This is a genomic window from Thermoflavimicrobium dichotomicum, assembly GCF_900114055.1.
Taxonomy (GTDB): domain Bacteria; phylum Bacillota; class Bacilli; order Thermoactinomycetales; family Thermoactinomycetaceae; genus Thermoflavimicrobium; species Thermoflavimicrobium dichotomicum.
Window position 1 is genome coordinate 1 of sequence record NZ_FORR01000015.1, and the last position, 16,981, is coordinate 16,981.

16 protein-coding genes, 2 pseudogenes and 1 riboswitch are annotated in these 16,981 nt (G+C 41.0%); of the genes and pseudogenes, 7 read left to right on the plus strand and 11 right to left on the minus strand.

The window, feature by feature from the left end; translation table 11 throughout:
• The 3 genes and pseudogenes from BMZ78_RS13530 to BMZ78_RS13535 all read right to left on the minus strand — a co-directional run.
• Window positions 1-193 (minus strand): annotated as a pseudogene (locus BMZ78_RS13530) (RNA-guided endonuclease TnpB family protein); the annotation flags it as partial.
• A 15-nt stretch (window positions 194-208) separates the two neighbouring features.
• Window positions 209-344, minus strand: a pseudogene (locus tag BMZ78_RS18865) (transposase); the annotation flags it as partial.
• A 171-nt stretch (window positions 345-515) separates the two neighbouring features.
• Entirely contained in the window at window positions 516-758 is a 243-nt protein-coding gene (locus BMZ78_RS13535; RefSeq protein WP_093230977.1) for a hypothetical protein, read from the minus strand.
• A 318-nt stretch (window positions 759-1,076) separates the two neighbouring features.
• Here BMZ78_RS13535 and BMZ78_RS13540 point away from each other — a divergent pair, with 318 nt between their 5' ends.
• The gene (locus BMZ78_RS13540; RefSeq protein ID WP_093230978.1) at window positions 1,077-1,553 is read left to right on the plus strand and encodes a DUF5680 domain-containing protein; all 477 of its coding nucleotides are present in this window, start codon (window positions 1,077-1,079) and stop codon (window positions 1,551-1,553) included.
• Window positions 1,554-1,650: 97 nt separating this feature from the next.
• Here BMZ78_RS13540 and BMZ78_RS13545 read toward each other — a convergent pair whose 3' ends face one another.
• On the minus strand, window positions 1,651-3,162 hold the full coding sequence (locus BMZ78_RS13545) for a coproporphyrinogen III oxidase (protein WP_093230979.1): 1,512 nt from the start codon (window positions 3,160-3,162) through the stop codon (window positions 1,651-1,653).
• Window positions 3,163-3,489: 327 nt separating this feature from the next.
• On the opposite strand from BMZ78_RS13545, the gene BMZ78_RS13550 reads away from it, so the two are divergent.
• The 3 genes from BMZ78_RS13550 (at window position 3,490) to BMZ78_RS13560 (ending at window position 6,119) form a co-directional block, all read left to right on the plus strand.
• Window positions 3,490-4,371 (plus strand): ABC transporter ATP-binding protein, encoded by an 882-nt coding sequence (locus BMZ78_RS13550; protein WP_093230980.1) that lies wholly within the window; start codon window positions 3,490-3,492, stop codon window positions 4,369-4,371.
• A gap of 3 nt (window positions 4,372-4,374) precedes the next feature.
• Complete coding sequence (locus BMZ78_RS13555; protein WP_093230981.1) at window positions 4,375-5,184, plus strand: ABC-2 transporter permease; 810 nt, start codon at window positions 4,375-4,377, stop codon at window positions 5,182-5,184.
• Between the two features lie 281 nt (window positions 5,185-5,465).
• The gene (locus tag BMZ78_RS13560; protein ID WP_175482476.1) at window positions 5,466-6,119 is read left to right on the plus strand and encodes a TetR/AcrR family transcriptional regulator; all 654 of its coding nucleotides are present in this window, start codon (window positions 5,466-5,468) and stop codon (window positions 6,117-6,119) included.
• Window positions 6,120-6,316: 197 nt separating this feature from the next.
• Here the strand turns inward: BMZ78_RS13560 and BMZ78_RS13565 are convergent, their stop codons facing one another.
• Window positions 6,317-7,522, minus strand: a complete 1,206-nt coding sequence (locus BMZ78_RS13565) for an MFS transporter (protein ID WP_175482477.1) — start codon at window positions 7,520-7,522, stop codon at window positions 6,317-6,319.
• 186 nt (window positions 7,523-7,708) lie between these two features.
• On the opposite strand from BMZ78_RS13565, the gene BMZ78_RS13570 reads away from it, so the two are divergent.
• On the plus strand, window positions 7,709-8,611 hold the full coding sequence (locus BMZ78_RS13570; RefSeq protein ID WP_093230984.1) for a LysR family transcriptional regulator: 903 nt from the start codon (window positions 7,709-7,711) through the stop codon (window positions 8,609-8,611).
• A 62-nt stretch (window positions 8,612-8,673) separates the two neighbouring features.
• On the opposite strand, the gene BMZ78_RS13575 is transcribed toward BMZ78_RS13570, so the two are convergent.
• The 4 genes from BMZ78_RS13575 to lplA form a co-directional block, all read right to left on the minus strand.
• Window positions 8,674-9,045 (minus strand): hypothetical protein, encoded by a 372-nt coding sequence (locus tag BMZ78_RS13575; protein ID WP_093230985.1) that lies wholly within the window; start codon window positions 9,043-9,045, stop codon window positions 8,674-8,676.
• Window positions 9,046-9,392: 347 nt separating this feature from the next.
• Window positions 9,393-10,025 carry a hypothetical protein gene (locus BMZ78_RS13580; RefSeq protein WP_093230986.1) on the minus strand — a complete coding sequence of 211 codons (633 nt, stop codon included), beginning with the start codon at window positions 10,023-10,025 and terminating at the stop codon, window positions 9,393-9,395.
• 1,035 nt (window positions 10,026-11,060) lie between these two features.
• Window positions 11,061-11,690, minus strand: coding sequence for an MBL fold metallo-hydrolase (locus tag BMZ78_RS13585; protein ID WP_245739862.1), 630 nt, complete (start codon window positions 11,688-11,690; stop codon window positions 11,061-11,063).
• 207 nt (window positions 11,691-11,897) lie between these two features.
• A complete protein-coding gene (gene lplA, locus BMZ78_RS13590) occupies window positions 11,898-12,890 on the minus strand; it encodes a lipoate--protein ligase (RefSeq protein ID WP_093230987.1) in 993 nt (330 codons plus the stop codon).
• 310 nt (window positions 12,891-13,200) lie between these two features.
• On the opposite strand from lplA, the gene BMZ78_RS13595 reads away from it, so the two are divergent.
• The gene (locus BMZ78_RS13595) at window positions 13,201-14,070 is read left to right on the plus strand and encodes a YitT family protein (RefSeq protein WP_175482478.1); all 870 of its coding nucleotides are present in this window, start codon (window positions 13,201-13,203) and stop codon (window positions 14,068-14,070) included.
• Between the two features lie 57 nt (window positions 14,071-14,127).
• Here the strand turns inward: BMZ78_RS13595 and BMZ78_RS13600 are convergent, their stop codons facing one another.
• The gene (locus BMZ78_RS13600) at window positions 14,128-15,000 is read right to left on the minus strand and encodes a bifunctional 5,10-methylenetetrahydrofolate dehydrogenase/5,10-methenyltetrahydrofolate cyclohydrolase (RefSeq protein ID WP_093230988.1); all 873 of its coding nucleotides are present in this window, start codon (window positions 14,998-15,000) and stop codon (window positions 14,128-14,130) included.
• A gap of 66 nt (window positions 15,001-15,066) precedes the next feature.
• Window positions 15,067-15,152, minus strand: a riboswitch (ZMP/ZTP riboswitch).
• Between the two features lie 194 nt (window positions 15,153-15,346).
• Here BMZ78_RS13600 and BMZ78_RS13605 point away from each other — a divergent pair.
• Entirely contained in the window at window positions 15,347-15,730 is a 384-nt protein-coding gene (locus tag BMZ78_RS13605) for a hypothetical protein (protein ID WP_093230989.1), read from the plus strand.
• A gap of 86 nt (window positions 15,731-15,816) precedes the next feature.
• Here BMZ78_RS13605 and BMZ78_RS13610 read toward each other — a convergent pair whose 3' ends face one another.
• Window positions 15,817-16,686: a cupredoxin domain-containing protein gene (locus BMZ78_RS13610; protein ID WP_175482479.1), complete on the minus strand. Its 870-nt coding sequence runs from the start codon at window positions 16,684-16,686 to the stop codon at window positions 15,817-15,819.
• Window positions 16,687-16,981: the final 295 nt, after the last annotated feature.

Consider the following 16,981-nt stretch of genomic DNA (forward strand, 5'->3'; position numbering starts at 1 on the left):
GACGGCTTATTTTATGATTTTGGTCTTTCATCCAGCGAGACTCTTTATTTTTAGACTTTTTGATGGCAGAAAGCTTTTTCGATTTCCCCAGCTTTTTTCTTTTAGCTGCAAAACGTCTACGTACAAAAGCAACCTGATTTCCTTTGAAGAATAATGATATTGTTCCAACACTGGCGACAGCTATGTATTTTATGATATTCCACTGATTTTCCTTGCAGATTTGCTCTACAATTTCCTTCAATCGCTCTTCTACTTTGTTTACCAGTACCTTACGGCGATATCCAGGACAAATGATAGTTAATCAATGATACAGCCGTTTTTGTTCGTCTATACTCTTGACTCATACTATAACTGTATCCATTTAATATTCAAACTACAACAAAAAATTAAAAAACGGATGCTCTAAGCATCCCCAGAAGGATACCGAGCAACACCACCTTTTATCTCACGGCTAAAGCCAGCGGGCTTTCAGGCGGCATTTCCGTAATTATTCATATATGATATAGCAACCGGATTCACTTACTCACTTCTTGATTCTTTTTCTTTTTCATCAGTAAAAACAGACCTAAACCAAAAAAGAGAATAATCAACCCAATGAAAATGAGATAAAGAATCTTACTTACACCAATGAGTGGAAGTAACAGAAAAATCATATTTCCGTCCAATTTTTTCTCAAAGATAAACAGGTGAATCCAAACAAGCAGACCTGTACACATCACCGAAAACAAAATGGAGATGACACCTAATATTTTACGCAACTTGATTCGTCCTCTCAAAAACCGTACATCTTATTTTACTTCCCCTGAACGCTTCCAAATCCTTTAAATCAACTGGCTGAAAGTTGGTTCATATTATGTATTTACTAATATATTAAATGATTTTTCATCCCCTCCGCAAATGCTTTGGGACCTTTTCTGAGAATGTATAAACACTTAAACTTAAAGTTGATCCGTTCTTCATCCCAATATATAATAAATAATTATTAATTCGAAATTAACCTAAATTTACTAAACGTTTATCCTCTCGGAAATGAATAAAAATGATTTTAGCAAAGGTTGTGAAACTTTATCTATATCTTGACAGATTTTTTACCAAGGGAATTTTTAGATTTTTTAATTAAGGCAGAAAAAGCAACTTATGCATCACAAGGGGACAATGCGTCTGTAACACCTTTGTTAGAAGGTTCACGTCAATTGGAATTCCAAGAGGGTCCATTTTTATATCGTGATGTATATTTTGGAATGAGCTACTTTGTAGGTCAAGAAGTTGTTTACTATCAAGGGCAACCTATTTGGTCTATGTGTTATTCTGGCGGAGTTGATAAAGAATTTGAGATGGATTTTGTAAAAAAAGTGTACGCCTTTTTAAGAAAAGCACTGAGAAATGTTAGTGCAGACCATCCGTTTCGTGGACCTAAAGAATTTGTTGAAGGAGATTATATTTATAGAGATAGCAATTCGGGTGAGTTAGATGAGTTTACAGGAAAAGAGACAATAACATTTGCCAATAAATTTATATATAGTCTTAACTACTCAGGTGGATTTATTAGATAAAAACAAAGACAGTTTTTTTCTGATTCACTAACGGATAGAACGAAAAAAAGGTTGCTGACGATCCATATCAGCAACCTTGTTTGTTAGACTAGTAAACTTAAACGCTCATAGGCATTTCAAATCCGTACACCTCATCCAATGCTTGGAGTTTTCCCGTGATGTGCTGGCGATAGGTATTGATATAAGCCTGTGGCTCTTTCGGATTGGGCCAGCGCTTGATTTTGCCCGTCTGTGGTGCCACGATTTTGCTTACGGCTCCACACCCCAATCCAATGATCGTTTGCCGTTCTTCCATAATGATAATATTGTATAAGCTTTCCTGGCCAGGGAAAGCATAGCCGACATTTTCCTGGTTTCCGAGGATGTTTTTCTGGCGGTACAGATAATAGGGGACATATCCGTTTGCTTGCGTCCATTCCCGTGCCAGCCGAACCATCTCTTCCACCTCATCCCGTTCGGCGACCCGATATTTCTCTTTATTCTGGGTCATGATCGAGCCCCGTTTAAAGGATAGCGTATGAACCGTCAGCGATTCTGGCCGCAACCTTTCCACCACTTCCAAGGACTGCTTGAACTCAGCCACCCCTTCATTGGGTAACCCGATAATCAAATCCATGTTAATGTTATCGATTCCCATTTCCCGAGCTAGCTGGTATTTCTCCAGTGTTTCCTTGACAGTATGATGCCGTCCGATCAGCTTTAATGTCTCTTCCTTGAAGCTTTGGGGATTAATGCTGATCCGATCAATCTGCCAACGCTTGAGCAAGTCCAGTTTTTCCGGATCGAGTGTATCGGGTCGTCCCGCCTCTACAGTAATCTCCCGCACTTGATCGTAGAATGGAATCCAACGTTTCATTTGCGTAAACAACGCATCCATCTGCTCAACCGAGATCGATGTGGGTGTTCCGCCACCATAGTAAATCGTCGTAACCGGCAAATTACGCTCTTTTAACCAAGATCCCACCGCTTCGATCTCTTCATGCAATCCCGCCAGAAACTCTTCCACCGAACCGTTTCGGCCACGAATGGCATAGGCTGGGAAGGTACAGTATGCGCACTTGGTCGGACAAAATGGAATGCCGATATAGAGGCTCACTTTCCGATCCAGTTCGTACAGATCAGGCAAAACGGCATGTTGCCGTTCCACGATTTCTTTTAGAATTTCAATCTTGTGGGGTTGTAGCAAATAGTCCTGCGCTAAAATCCCGGATGCCTCTTCGATCGTTTTCCCGTTCAGCAGCATGGTGTGCAGCAATTTGGTAGGACGAACCCCTGTCAATATCCCCCAAGGTTGGATCACACCCGTCGCCTGCTGCAACACCTGTAACACAGCATAGCTGATCACTTTCTTGAGCCGCTTCCGGTAACTTTTCTCATCGGAGGCCTCAATGGCACGCTGATGGGAAGCATGCCATTTTTGTTCTCCTTTTTCATCTGTCAATGTAACGCCTACAGAAACGGGATTTCCTGTCTCTATTTGAAACTGGAGAACGGCTTGTACCTGTTCCTCCAGTGAATCTGTCACTTTTACCTCTTCAAAAAACAAAGAAGCAATCAGTTCAATTTCCCGATAAAACTCCGAACGGAGCCCTTCCAAACGAATTTGCATCAATGATTTCACCCCCCTGTTTGCCTCTTTCAGTCTAAAGGATGAAGAAAGGGAAATCAACTGGAGTTTTAGCTTGCCATTTCATCCCTTTTCTTTTTTTAAAATCCTATTGACCATTTGGTCAATCATTTATATACTATAGCTAAACCAATAGACCAACCGGTCAATACTGAGACCGTTGACAAACCTGGTTTTCCTTTTCCAGTTGAACGACTTCTTGCTCGTTTTTATAGAGCGGGAGTGAAACGGAAAAGGAAAACCGGCATATAAAGGATATTTTGTCAACGAGCTGATACCTTTTATCCTTTCTTCTAGGGAGTGTTCTTCATGATCGAACTACAAGGATTAACCAAGCAATTTACAAATGGAAGAGGTATTTTTAATGTGACTTTAACCGTAAGGCCAGGAGAAGTATATGGGTTTCTAGGCCCAAACGGGGCAGGAAAATCGACAACGATTCGCCACTTGATGGGCTTTATGAAACCGGATCAAGGTTCATGTCAAATTGCCGGACTGGATTGCTGGCGAGATGCTGCCGCTATACAAAAACGTGTCGGCTATTTGCCGGGGGAAATTTCCTTTTTGGAAGGAACCAATGGCCTTCAATTTTTGAACCTGCTTGCTGGTATGCGCGGTCTTAAAAGCAAGGAACGAAGAGATGAGCTGATTGAACGGTTCCAGCTCGATGTCAAAAGCCCGATCCGCAAAATGTCCAAAGGGATGAAGCAGAAATTGGGAATTGTCGCTGCCTTTATGCATGATCCCGATATCCTGATCCTGGATGAACCCACTTCCGGGCTGGATCCACTCATGCAACAAGTATTTATCGAACTGATTCTGGAAGAGAAAAATAAAGGAAAAACCATTTTTATGTCCTCTCATATATTCCCTGAAATCCAACGAACTTGCGATCGAGTCGGAATGATCAAAGATGGCCGCCTGATCGCTGAAAAAAATATTCATGACTTGCAATCTGAACAACGTCGAGTCTATGAAGTCGAATTTTTCGACTTGAACAATGCCAATCAATTTATCCATACGGGATTTGAAATCATTGGCCATAACGGTCAGCGTGTCATCGTGTCCATTCAAGGAAATTGCAATGCTTTTATTCGTGAATTGGCCAAATATGAGGTAAGAAGCCTGGATATCCACGAACTTGATTTGGAAGAGATCTTTTTGGAGTACTACGAAAGAAAGGAGAAATAAAACATGAATCTTTCCCTTTTCTCTTATATGCTAAGAACCCAATGGAAAAACATCGCGTCTTTCTCTCTGATTTTGGTATTGTACGAATGGCTGATGATCAGCCTGTACCCTACGATCACGAAAAAGATCAATATCAATGAAATCTATCAAAACTTACCGGAAGAACTGCGTAACTCTTTCGGTTTACAATATGGAATCCATTCACTCAATGACCTCCTCTCTGTATATATCTACAATTTTCTCTTTCTATTCATCATGATGGCTTACTGTATATTTGCGGCGACACGTTTGATGTCTCATCTTGTTGATCGCGGTTCCATGGCGTATTTATTGGCGACTCCCGCATCCCGGGTGCAAGTCGCAACCACACAAGCTTTTGTACTTGCCGCTGGGGTTTTCCTTATTTCTTTTCTCACTACATTGGGCGGGATCACAGGTACTCCCTTATTCATTGAAAATCCGGATTGGGATCCCGACCGTTTTATCCAACTCAATCTCATTGGTTTTCTACTCTTTTTATTTATCAGTAGCTACTGTTTCCTTTTTTCCAGTTTACTCAATGATGAAAAAAAGACTTTGGGTATAGCAGCGATCCTGACCCTGCTCTTTTACGGCTGTGATCAAGCCGCCAAAATTAGTGATAAAGCTGAATGGCTACAATACATGACTCCTTTCTCATTATTCCGGGCGCAAGAAATCGTATCAGGAAAATATGAGCATCTATCAACTACATGCATAGGCCTGATTCTTGCTTCACTGATTCTGTTTACTCTGGGAGTCATTATCTTCCGCAAAAGAAATCTGCCTCTATAGATTTTTAAAATCGGTTTCTTATTCTTTAAAGAAACCGATTTTTTCCCTTTTCATTATGAACTCAAAAGGAATCGATTCCAATCCCAAAACGTTGCCCCCCTTCCAATTTCCTTCCTGAATTACTTACAGAGAGTTGGAAAATGAAACCGTTCCGGTTAACATAATAGATGTTTGAATCAATCCATTATCAAAACAGATCAAATAGGAAACCGCACCGTTTTTCGTGATCTCCATGGCTCACCATCTGGGTGCATAAAGTAGATATGAAAGGAAGTGTCCAATTGTCCCCAACAGATATCCAAATCCCTGAAGATAAACGTGAAAAGATTTATCAAGCAGCGTTAAAAGAGTTTGCCGAAAAAGGTTATGAAAAAGCTTCCACCAATCAGATCATTCAGTCAGCGGGAATTTCCAAAGGTTTACTCTTTCATTATTTTAAAAATAAGAAAAACCTGTTTTTGTACATTTTCGAAGTTTGCCTCGAGACCTTTACCAAACTCGTCCTGGATCAAGCCAAAGACTTACCGAGTGATTTATTTGAACGGCTACTCTTAATTGCCAAGATCAAGATCAAACTATCTTTAAAACATCCCATGGAATATAAATTCCTTTTTTCCTCTCTTTATGAGATTCCAGCTGAGCTGAAGCCAGACATTGATGAAAAAATCAAACACCTTGATACACTCAGACACTCCCTTCTGTTTTCCGGGCTGGATCGCTCGCGTTTTCGGCCAGACATCAATCAGGATCAAGTAATTCACACCCTTATCTTCTTTTTGGAGGCCCTTGGAAACCGCTATGTCTCTCAACTACAGGCCCAGGCAGACAAAGGATTGAGTCAAATGGAAGCGATTTATAAAGAGTTCATCGGAATCATCGATTTATTGAAGTATGGCGTATACAAATCGGAGGAGAAAAAAGAGAAGCAAACATAGAAACGAAACCCAAAACAGATGTTACTCCGCTTTGGGCTTTTCTGTCCATCTATGGATGACTGAAATGTTCCCGAATCATAAAGCGAAGAGATGGGTTCCTTACGGAGTGGCTGTAATGGTACAGAAGTCGTAACAGAGGTAGGAACCCATCCCGAAGTGCGGGAGAATAGATTCCATTTTTAAAGAATAGACTCCCATTAACCTCTGCTTTGTTTTTTAGTGTGGATCCAGGCTTGAATACCGAAGCCCATCAGAACGATCAATATGAAGCCACTCCAAACGTTCCATGCCTTTGAAAAGTCATGAAAGCCATCAACGAATATCCCAAACAGCCAAGGAGCCATGATTAGAGCGATCTGATTCCAGGTCAGAACATATCCAACCGTCAAACCAATGGCATGTTCTTCTGACCTCTTTGTTATTTCCAAAATAAAAAAACTGTACCATCCAAATCCAAAAAAACCCAGCCAACAAGATAAACAAAATAGAGCTTCAACGGATATTTCTTTGGAAACAGAGCTTAGGAATATCATCCCTACCCATATACATCCTGCCGTTAAAAGTAACCCATAGTAGTAATTTCGCATCCCAAGTCGATCATATAACCAGGGCAAAACAATTCTCCCTATAGCCCCTGTCAAAAAAGTAATGGCAAAAAACAAACCGGCAATCCGCTCGTTTATTTCCAAATATTCCGTCAAATACCCGAAGAAATGAGCGACCAGTATGGCCTGCACTGAAACCAGCATCATGCCGATTCCCAAAATCGGGTATAAATTTTTGTTTCGAATCAGGCGAGAAAGCATTGGAAGAAATGAAGACGTTACTTGCTCCCTTGTTCCTCTCTGATCTCGATATCCCAACAAAAAAACCATACCACTCATTAGGGCAAAGCCAGCCAAAAATGCAATGGCAACAGAAATTCCATAAGAGGGGGCCAGAGTAGCAATCAAAGATCCAGCAAGACCGCCACCAATCGGAATCGCAGCTTGTCGAATTCCCATCGCCAACCCTTTCTTTCCTTCCGGAAACCATGTGGCAATCAGTTTGGTTCCACCTGGTTGAGCCACACCATATAACAAACCGATTCCACTTAACAACAAACCTAAAAGCAGATACTGCTTCACATATAAAACCCCAAACATCAAGCAACCGAGCAAAACCAAGCCCATCCCTAACATCCATCGTTCCCCCCGCCGATCCATTTCCTTTCCAACCCAAATCATGGATAAAAGGGGGCCAGCATTGACAATGGAAACCAGAAACCCTGCTTCACTCTGGGATAATCCCATTTGTTGCTGCCAATAGGTCGATAATGGCCCCACTCCATATGTAATCATCGTTGCACTCGCCTGAACCCATGTAGCCAGGAATAATATCCACCAACGTTTCGCTTCCATCATGGTTCTCCTCCCTTCCAGTTCTATTTTAAATTGTTTCATTCATCATTAAAAATGAATAAAATAGAATAGAGATATCATTTTTAATGATGTATTTCTGTTTACAAAGAAAGAGTTCCTTTGCCATCTTTATGGTGCAGCAGTGAAACGCAAAAGGAACTCCATCTCTTGCTGGAAAGGAGAAACAGAGTGGATATCCATGACCTGAAAATATTTCGTACTGTTGCTGTGGAGCAAAGCATCTCCAAAGCGGCACAAAAACTGAACTATGTCCAATCCAATGTCACCATGCGAATCAAGCAGCTCGAAAAAGAATTGCAAACCCCACTTTTTTACCGACATGGACGAGGTGTACAAATGACCTCGGCTGGAAAAACCTTGCTTGCCTATACGGAAAAGATTCTACAGTTACTCGATGAAACTTATAAAGCCGTGCAATACGAATCCGCTGTCATGAACGGCTCTCTCACTCTCGGTTCCACCGAATCAACAGCCGCTGTCCGTCTCCCATCCCTCCTGACTGCCTACTGCCAGGCTTATCCACAGGTCGAATGCACACTGGAAACGCATTCTTCCAGTGAGCTTGTCCAGCGTGTCATTGATTACAAACTAGATGCCGCCTTTGTTCCTGGTCCGATTCATCATCCTGATCTCGTCGATTTTCCGGTTTGGCAAGAAGAGTTGGTTCTCGTTAACAATCAGCAGGAAGCGGATCTCCATCAACTTGTCCGGCAGAAACCGCTTCTTGTATTTGGCACAGGCTGTGCTTATCGGGCTCGCATGGAAAAATGGTTCAACGAAGAAGGGATCATTCCCAGGCCATTTAGGGAATTCAGCAGTATTGACACCATTTTGGGATGTGTCCAAGCTGGGCTGGGCATCGGCATCATGACAAAATCCATGCTAGACAAATATCTGGCATCATCACCAGACGTTTCTTTGTTCGCTCACGCCCTTCCGCAACACTATGCTTCTGTTACCATCGGACTGATCTATCGCCAGGATGTGTTTATGTCCAAAGCACTGGAAAAATTCATCGAAATGTTACAAAAAGACCATCTGGAAAAAACGCCTTCATTTAATCCGTCTTGATCATCATTGGTGAAGAATTGCGAAGAATTGAAACCCTAGACTACATCAAGCCGTAAAGAGTTTCAATTCTTCTCTCGTTCCAAATAATCTTTAATCACTTGCGTAAAATGCAATGCAAAAGCATCTTTTAAAACCTCTAACAATAATTCTTTAGACATTTTCTCCCCCAGTATCTCTTTGATCTGATTACTATTTTGATCTAACCATTTACTGAATTCATCCAATTTCACCTTTTTTAACTGCGATAGGTCTATCTCTCTTTCTTCCTTACTCATTGCTTCCAGCTCTTTTTCATATAAAAAAAGCAAATTTTTTTGAATTGCTCTCGCATAAAGCAATTTTGCCTGTTTTTCTCCGTGTTTCTCCTTATATGTTGGATATGTTTTTGCAAATGTTGAAATCAATTGGTTAAATAACTCCTTATACTTTAACATTTCGATCCTCCTTTATGTTTTGAATATACTTTACCTGATTTTTCTAATTTTTACTATTACATCTATAAAATTAGATCAGAAGCATCTCATCTCCATTAAATCATAAAAGAAGCATCTGGTATACGAGGGATGATTAAGTCTAACCATATTTTTATACACTGCTTTAGTAGCAGTTAGTTTCAGATTTTCTAATTTGGGACTAGAAATTCTGTAGTACTCTTATATATGCTGGATACACATGAAAAAGGCCTCGCAAAATTTGCAAGGCCTCGGAGGATCATCAGCCACTTTTTTTAATATTTTCATTAGCGGAAAACCAGACAATCTAGCTTGGCCATTTATCGGAACTATTTTTTCCCCTTGTTCCACCAGTCTACTAACAAATCGATAGCAGGTCTCAGAACTGCAGACACAAATGCTGCTCCAGACACATACATTATAACAGTAGCCATAACTTTCAACCACTGCTGTCTGTTTTGAGCTCTAAATGTTTTGCCCATCACTTCTTCCTGGGCATCCTGTGTCTGCTGATTTAGTATGATCCGAGCTGCCAAATCGATTTTGGCTAAATGGAAAGCTTTTTTCGCTTCCATTCTTTGTTCAATCAACTTTTCAGCTGATTGAAATGACTGTTGGATGATTTGCTTCTGAATCTCTTGTCTTTTTGCAAGAGATTCAGACAATATTTGTTGAGGATCAAACTCCTTGTGGCCAAGCAGCCTAAGTTTTTCCATCTGTGAGCACTCGCTCTCTTCTAAAAGCACCTCAAAATCCCTATAAAATGAGATAGCCTCTTGTTTTGCCAGACTTGCGAGTACTCTAAATTCTTTTTGTAAAGTTTCACCAGCAAATGGGTCCTCATTATGTGCCTTAAATATATCGTTAAAAAATCCCTGCTGGTACATCACTTTCAAATCTTTTTCTAGCATGTCAGCTAGAGTTTTCTTATTATCTTTTTTCTTCTGGAAAAACTTAAACATAATATCCTTCCTCCTTCTGGCCTCCCCCCCCAAACATATACAATCTCGTTTAATTTACATACAAATTATATACATTTGGGGAGGCAGAAGGATTCCGGTTTTCCTTAAGGGCTAGATCCTCTATACTTTTTATAATAAAATAAAAATTTATTTATGTCAACAAAGTAGATAAATAACATTTTCAATATAGTATTTTATGATATATTGCAAATGTAGAAAATTCTTTATTAAAGAGAGATTAGCAACGTAATCTAATTGGACATCAAAGCGATAAAAAGAACTGAAAAAAGCGAAAGCATTACTTGAAGAAAAAGAATTTAAATAGAGATTCTTCAAAAAAAGTAAGTACTTAAGAGCTCGTGTAAACCTTGAGGCCAATCTCCACCACACCTATAGCTACTAGCCCTTAAAAAAAGACCCAGATAAAGAGGTTAGCCAAGTGAAATTTATTTTCGAGAAAACTTCAAGTAAGCTGTGGTTTGTTCTCTACATTTGTGTATTGTAGGGTTGTGTAATGTTGCGAAGAAAACATGGAGTTACGGTAAATCATACAAAAGTATACCAAATACCAAAAAACTTAATCTATTTTTAATATACGAATGATTGCAACAAAAAAGTAAATATTCTGGTTTCTAACTTTAGCCAGTACTAGGTCGAATAAAAAAGATCAGCATTGACATAGCATAAAAAAGAAGTCTATAATTTAGATAGATAGAGGTGCGGAAAACTCTATCTAGCTTAGCCATTTATCTACAATGAAAGTTGTTGCCAGATTGGTAACAACTTTCTCTTTATATCTATTTCTTCAATGGAGAATTCACACGATAGTTTCCAAATTGCAAAATCTCTTCTAAAAACTGATTGAGCTCGTAGTGTGAATTCACTTGCACTTTCATCCAATAGCATCACTATGACCGCCGATCTGATGAGCTTCATCAACCAGTGAACACGTCTCAATGAATTGCTTAAATTTCTGATGCTGGTTGAAATTAATATTCATTTTTTCCATCCCATCTGTTCACCATTTTCAGAGATTCAAATCCGCTCAGATAGCCCTTTCTCTTTCACCCACTTTCGCAACTTGGCTCGAGTTAATAGACAATGATTCCACGCTTCCATATGAACGGCAATGACTTGTAAAGTGGGGCAAGCCAAACTCATCTGAAGTAGATCTTCAACATCCATGGTAATTGGATCTCCCTCTAAAAATTGCGCTGCTCCGGCGTTTACCACGGCGATTTCTGGCCGATATTGTTGCAGTGCTTCCTCTACTTCTTGGCAACAAACACTATCTCCAACAATATATAAACTCGGCTCCTCTTCTACCTGCAAGACAAATCCGGAAACAGGCCCCATTTTTTGAGCCAATTCCCCTGTCCCATGTTGCCCTCCCGTTCTTATGATTTGTATTCCCTGCCAATAACATCGATCATCCACAGACAGAACTTGAGTAAAAACATGTTGAATGAGGCTGTTTTTGTCCGCCAGTTGACAAAACACAGAAATATGTTTCGCCAGTCTTTGAATCGCCACTTCATCAAAATGATCACGATGTAGATGAGTAACGATGACAGCATCGATATCGAGCAATGAGCTTAAACTCTGCTGGGGTGTATTTGGAGTAGGCGGCATCGCACCTGCCGGGCTGAAAATCGGATCAACCAATATCTTCTTTCAATGGTACATGAGCATAAGCGTAGCATGACGGATGAATTGAATGTGCATCTTCTTTTCTTCCAATTTTTTCTTCTTATCGCTATCTTATCTCATTTTCCTTTTACTTCGGGAGAATGTTTCTTACTTTTTATTTTCATTGTGAAAAGATAGAAGCAGATGAAATGAAAAAAAGGCAGGTCTATCTCCCCACCTTTTTTAATACACCAAATCCAAAAACTCTTCTTTGGAAATATCCCCAAAATAGTATGTTAAGTCCATACCTGCAAGAGCCTGTTCGATATCCTGGCGGTCATAACGGATTCCTGTCAGTCTCTTTTCAATATCGGCCACATCGCCAATGCCAAAGAAATCGCCATAAATTTTACAATGGCGAATGATTCCTTTTTCACCCACATCAAGTCGTATATCGATCGAGCCAATAGGGAAACGCTTGGCATTTTTCACATTGAACTCCGGTGATTCGCCGTAGTTCCAATCCCAGTTTTGATAACGCTCTTTCGAAATCTGATGGATCTTCTCCCAATCTTTTTCGGTCAGTTTGTATTCAGGAATGGAATCTTGTTCGGCAAAGATATGGCGCAAGAGAAAGGCCTTGAATTCCTGGATGGTCATCGGCTCTTTTAAAAATTCGCGAATGTTGGCAACACGGCTGCGAACTGATTTAATTCCCTTCGACTCGATTTTTTCCTTCTTGACATGGAGGGCTTTGGCGACTTGATCCACATCAACATCGAACATGAGGGTACCGTGACTGAACATTCGTCCCCGGGACGAAAACTGTGCATTCCCCGATATTTTCTTTCCTTCCACTAATATATCATTGCGTCCGCTTAATTCTGCCGGTACTCCAAGCTGATGCAACGCCTGAATGACAGGCTCTGTAAACTTGCGGAAATTGGCAAAGCTTTTCCCATCATCCTTGGTAATAAAGCTGAAGTTCAGATTGCCCAGATCGTGGTAGACAGCTCCACCCCCTGATAAACGACGAACAACGTGAATACCATGTTCACGTACATAATCGACATGAATTTCTTCCACGGTATTTTGGTGCTTGCCAATAATAATGGAAGGCTCATTGATATAAAAAAGCAAATACGTTTGTTCAATGTCCAAATATTTAAGGGCATACTCTTCAATCGCCAAGTTGATCCGTGGATCCGTGATATTTTGATTATCGATGAACAGCAAAAAAGATCCCTCCTTTCCACTGACTGTATGTTAGCATATCTCTTTCTTTTCCGCATTTACTTATGGCTTTTCCCCTTCAGCCGTTCATCTGTTACTCTTCTTCTCCATCCGCTGTTTCAGTAGGTTTCTTCTCTTCTTCTTTTTTTACAATGGCATAGATTTCCCTTGAATCGGTTATACTTCTGCAAAGCTCTATCAGTGTAAAGCATCACTCCATTACTGTTTACATTATTTTCTGATTGGTGTTATACTGCAACATGTTGAGTATATAAAACGGATAAATAACAATATATAGAAGTGGGTGATCACAATGGGAGCAGCCTTCTATCGCAAACTCATGTCATTTCCGCCAAAAGTGATCTTATCACTCGAATACCTGGAAGTGCTGGCAGGTTCAGCCATCATCGCCTTATCTTTTAACTTATTCCTACTCCCCAATGAGATCGCAGCAGGTGGCATTAGTGGTTTAAGTACCATTTTATACGGAGTTTTTGGTTGGAAGCCTTCTTACGTACAATGGGCCTTCAATCTTCCTCTCTTCTTTCTGGGGATGGTTCTTCTCGGTAAAGATTTCAGCCTCAAAACCCTTGTCGGAACCTCTTTTCTCCCTTTTATCGTGTATCTAACGGAGGGAATTGCACCCGCTACACACAATCCATTGTTAGGTGCTTTATTTGGCGGGATTGGAATCGGCCTGGGGCTTGGCATTGTTTTCCGTGGCAAAGGCTCTACAGGTGGCACAGCAATTGTCGGACAGATCATTCATAAATATACGGGCCTATCGCTGGGAATCTGTATGGTGATCATTGATGGGCTGATCGTTGTCCTTTCTGCATTTGTCTTCAGCCTGGAACAGGCACTGTACGCTGTGGTTGGAATCTACATTTCCGGAAAAGTGATTGACATCGTTCAAATTGGCATGAGTCACAGCAAAATGGCTCTGATTATCACCAACAAAGAAGAAGATATTCGGCAAGTCATTTTAAATGAAATCGACCGGGGTGTAACCAGGCTTTCAGGTGTTGGTGGATATACCAACGATCAACGGCCGATTTTAATGTGTGTACTCGACCAAAGCGAGCTCACCAAACTGAAACAAGTCGTTAAAGAAGTGGATCCATCCGCTTTTGTGATTATATCCAATTCGATTGAAGTGCTGGGTGAAGGATTTGCGAAGTGAATGGTGATAAAAAAGGCTAAGCCTTCCTGAAACAAGAAGACTTAGCCATTTTATTTTTTATGCGAGATCCTGTTTTACGTGTTGCTTGGCGTTTAATGTTCTTTCTGCTGCATCCACCGTATGTTTCAGCAGAAATGCAATGGTGACAGGCCCCGGACCGCCTGGTACAGGAGTAATGGCACCTGCTTTAGGAAGGCAAGCTTCAAAGTCAACATCCCCGATGTTTCCTTTGTTATAACCCGCATCGATAATGACCGCACCGGGCTTGATCCAATCCCCCTGGACGAAGCGTGGTTTTCCAACAGCAGCCACCACAATATCCGCCTGTGAAACATGATGTGGAAGATTAACGGTTCTTGAGTGGCATACGGTTACGGTTGCATTTCGATTGAGAAGAAGCTGTGAAACGGGTTTGCCCAAGATCGGGCTACGGCCGATCACGACAGCATGTTTTCCTTCAATCGGTATCTTGTAATAATCCAGAATAGCCATAATTCCAGCTGGTGTACAAGAAGGATATTGGCCAAAGCCCATGGATACTTCACCGTAACCATGGCTGGTTACCCCATCCACATCCTTTTCCAGATCAATTGTCTCAAATGCCTTGCGTTCATCAATATGAGATGGCACAGGATGCTGCAACAAAATGCCATGAACGCGAGGATCACGATTCAGTTCTTCAATCTTTGCGACCAGCTCTTCTGTCGTTGTCTCTTCGGGCAAGTGAATGCGGACCGAAGTGAGACCATACTTTTCACATGCTTTTGCCTTCATCCGAACATATGTATGAGATGAAGGATTGTCTCCTACCAATACCGTTGCCAAGCAAGGAACAATCCCCTGCTTCCGTAACTTCTGTGCTCTTTCCTGGGTTTTTTGATGAATCTCTTTTGCGACACGCAATCCATCCAGAATCAATGGGTTACTCATTTATGACCGCCTCCTGAAAATAGTAAAAGAGACTATATATACCTACCCCACCTTTAAGTATATATAGTCTCTCGCCCAGGCGAACGGCATCCAGATCCGTACAGCTCCCTTGTGGTTCATTCCACATGAAATCGCCAGTCACTGTACATCATCTCTGCTTATATTTCATGAGAAAGACATGTTTATTGTATCTTGAAAAGGTTGCCGTTTCAAGGCTAAATGACTATTTTACCTTGTATCTTTTACAAAAAATACAAATTTCATTCTTGAATATAAGTCAATACCCTGCCTTGATAACTTCGCCAGTACCAGGGCAGATTATAAGTAAAAACTTTGGGAGGAACTCATGAAAGAACGAAATATCTTTGCTTTTTTTCATACCATGGATAAAGCCGAAGCCGCAGCAAATGAACTGAAAAAGCGTGGTTTTGCTACTGTTCAAGTCGACCGTTTTTCCCCACTGCCTGGTGGGGGAAAAGATACCGATCTGGATGCGGAAATTCACGGGATATTACGTCGGCAAGCCAATTCCTTGACCACTTCTACTCTCGGACTGCCGCCTGTAAACAATGACCTACGTGTGTTGGCTACGGCTCATCCCGATGCCAGCGGTATGGCGGATGGCTCACCCTTTTATCATTCGGAAGACATTTGCGTAACGGTCATCACCAATGAAGAGCGATATGATGAAGCCTATGAGATCCTGGAAAGATATGGTGCCCATTTCTAACCATGGGCAGAAAGTTTCATGACAAATCGATATCCTCCTAACGCGGGAGGATATCTTCTCTTTAATCATCACCATTTATTTATTGTCTAGGGTTCAACGATGATCTTTCCTGAAAACATATTCATTTCACAATGAAATAAATAGGTTCCTGGTGGTTGCGGCGGAAGTACAATCACTGTTTCTCCTTGCTTTAAAAATTGTCTAATACCAAAATTTTCCATTACCAAGCTTGATGCGCAAGAACTCGGATCATGATTGATAAATCGCAGCTTGACAGGAACTCCGGCTTTGGCTTTCACTTGATTGGGAAAATAGCCATTGGCTTGTACATGAATTTGGATCTCCTGCACACCATTTTTTTCTGCTGCCTTTATTTCTGTCAAAGGGGGCAATTGATTGACCGCAGTCCCTGGCAACTGACACCAATTGGCAATATGGCTACGAGATTCACTGGAAAAAATAAGAAACCCTATCATAAAAAAAACAATTGGTAAAATGACCCACCATGTATATTTCTGTGGAACTCCTTCTTCATTTCCGGTTTTCCTACTGATCCCATGGATCAAGATTAACAGGATGAGCAAAAAAATCACACCTAACAAAGCGAGAATCCACTCAGGCGACTGATTCAGTACCATGACCCCCAGCATGGCTCCCATCATGCCACCCATGATGCCAGCCAGCATCCCATCCAAAACAGCCAGTAAATGAAATGGTTTCCCAACAAAATATCCTACTAACATTCCATAAATAACTGCAAAAATGGTTGGCTCCAACATTCGATGCTGTGCGATGACTCCCAAGATCGTTCCAAAATACAAACTGGATATCATCGCAATGGTCATCGCAACCATCATGGCTGTCATTAATGAAATATTCTTCATTCGACGTGGAATAAGGAAAATGAGATAAATCGTTATAATCAGTAAAAAGCCGAGCAAAATAAAGGAAAACAAAAATGATCCTCCTTTCCTGGAAATGAAATCTATCAAACACATTCCCCCTTTCCTCTCATTTATATTTCTTTTTGTTTAAAAATAGCCCAAATGGGCTATGCAGCCTGTTGACAAAGTTTCCGTTCTATGCTGGGTTTGTCAACGGTCTCAATGGACCTAAGGGGCTATCTAAAAAGGAAGTATCTCAGGGCCGCTCCGAGCCGGAGTCGAGAAAAGCGGGCAAAATACACTCCTGATTAAGTGGATATTGCCCGCTTTTTTAATCTTTCTCTTTCCGTCTCTCCGCTGGGTAAGC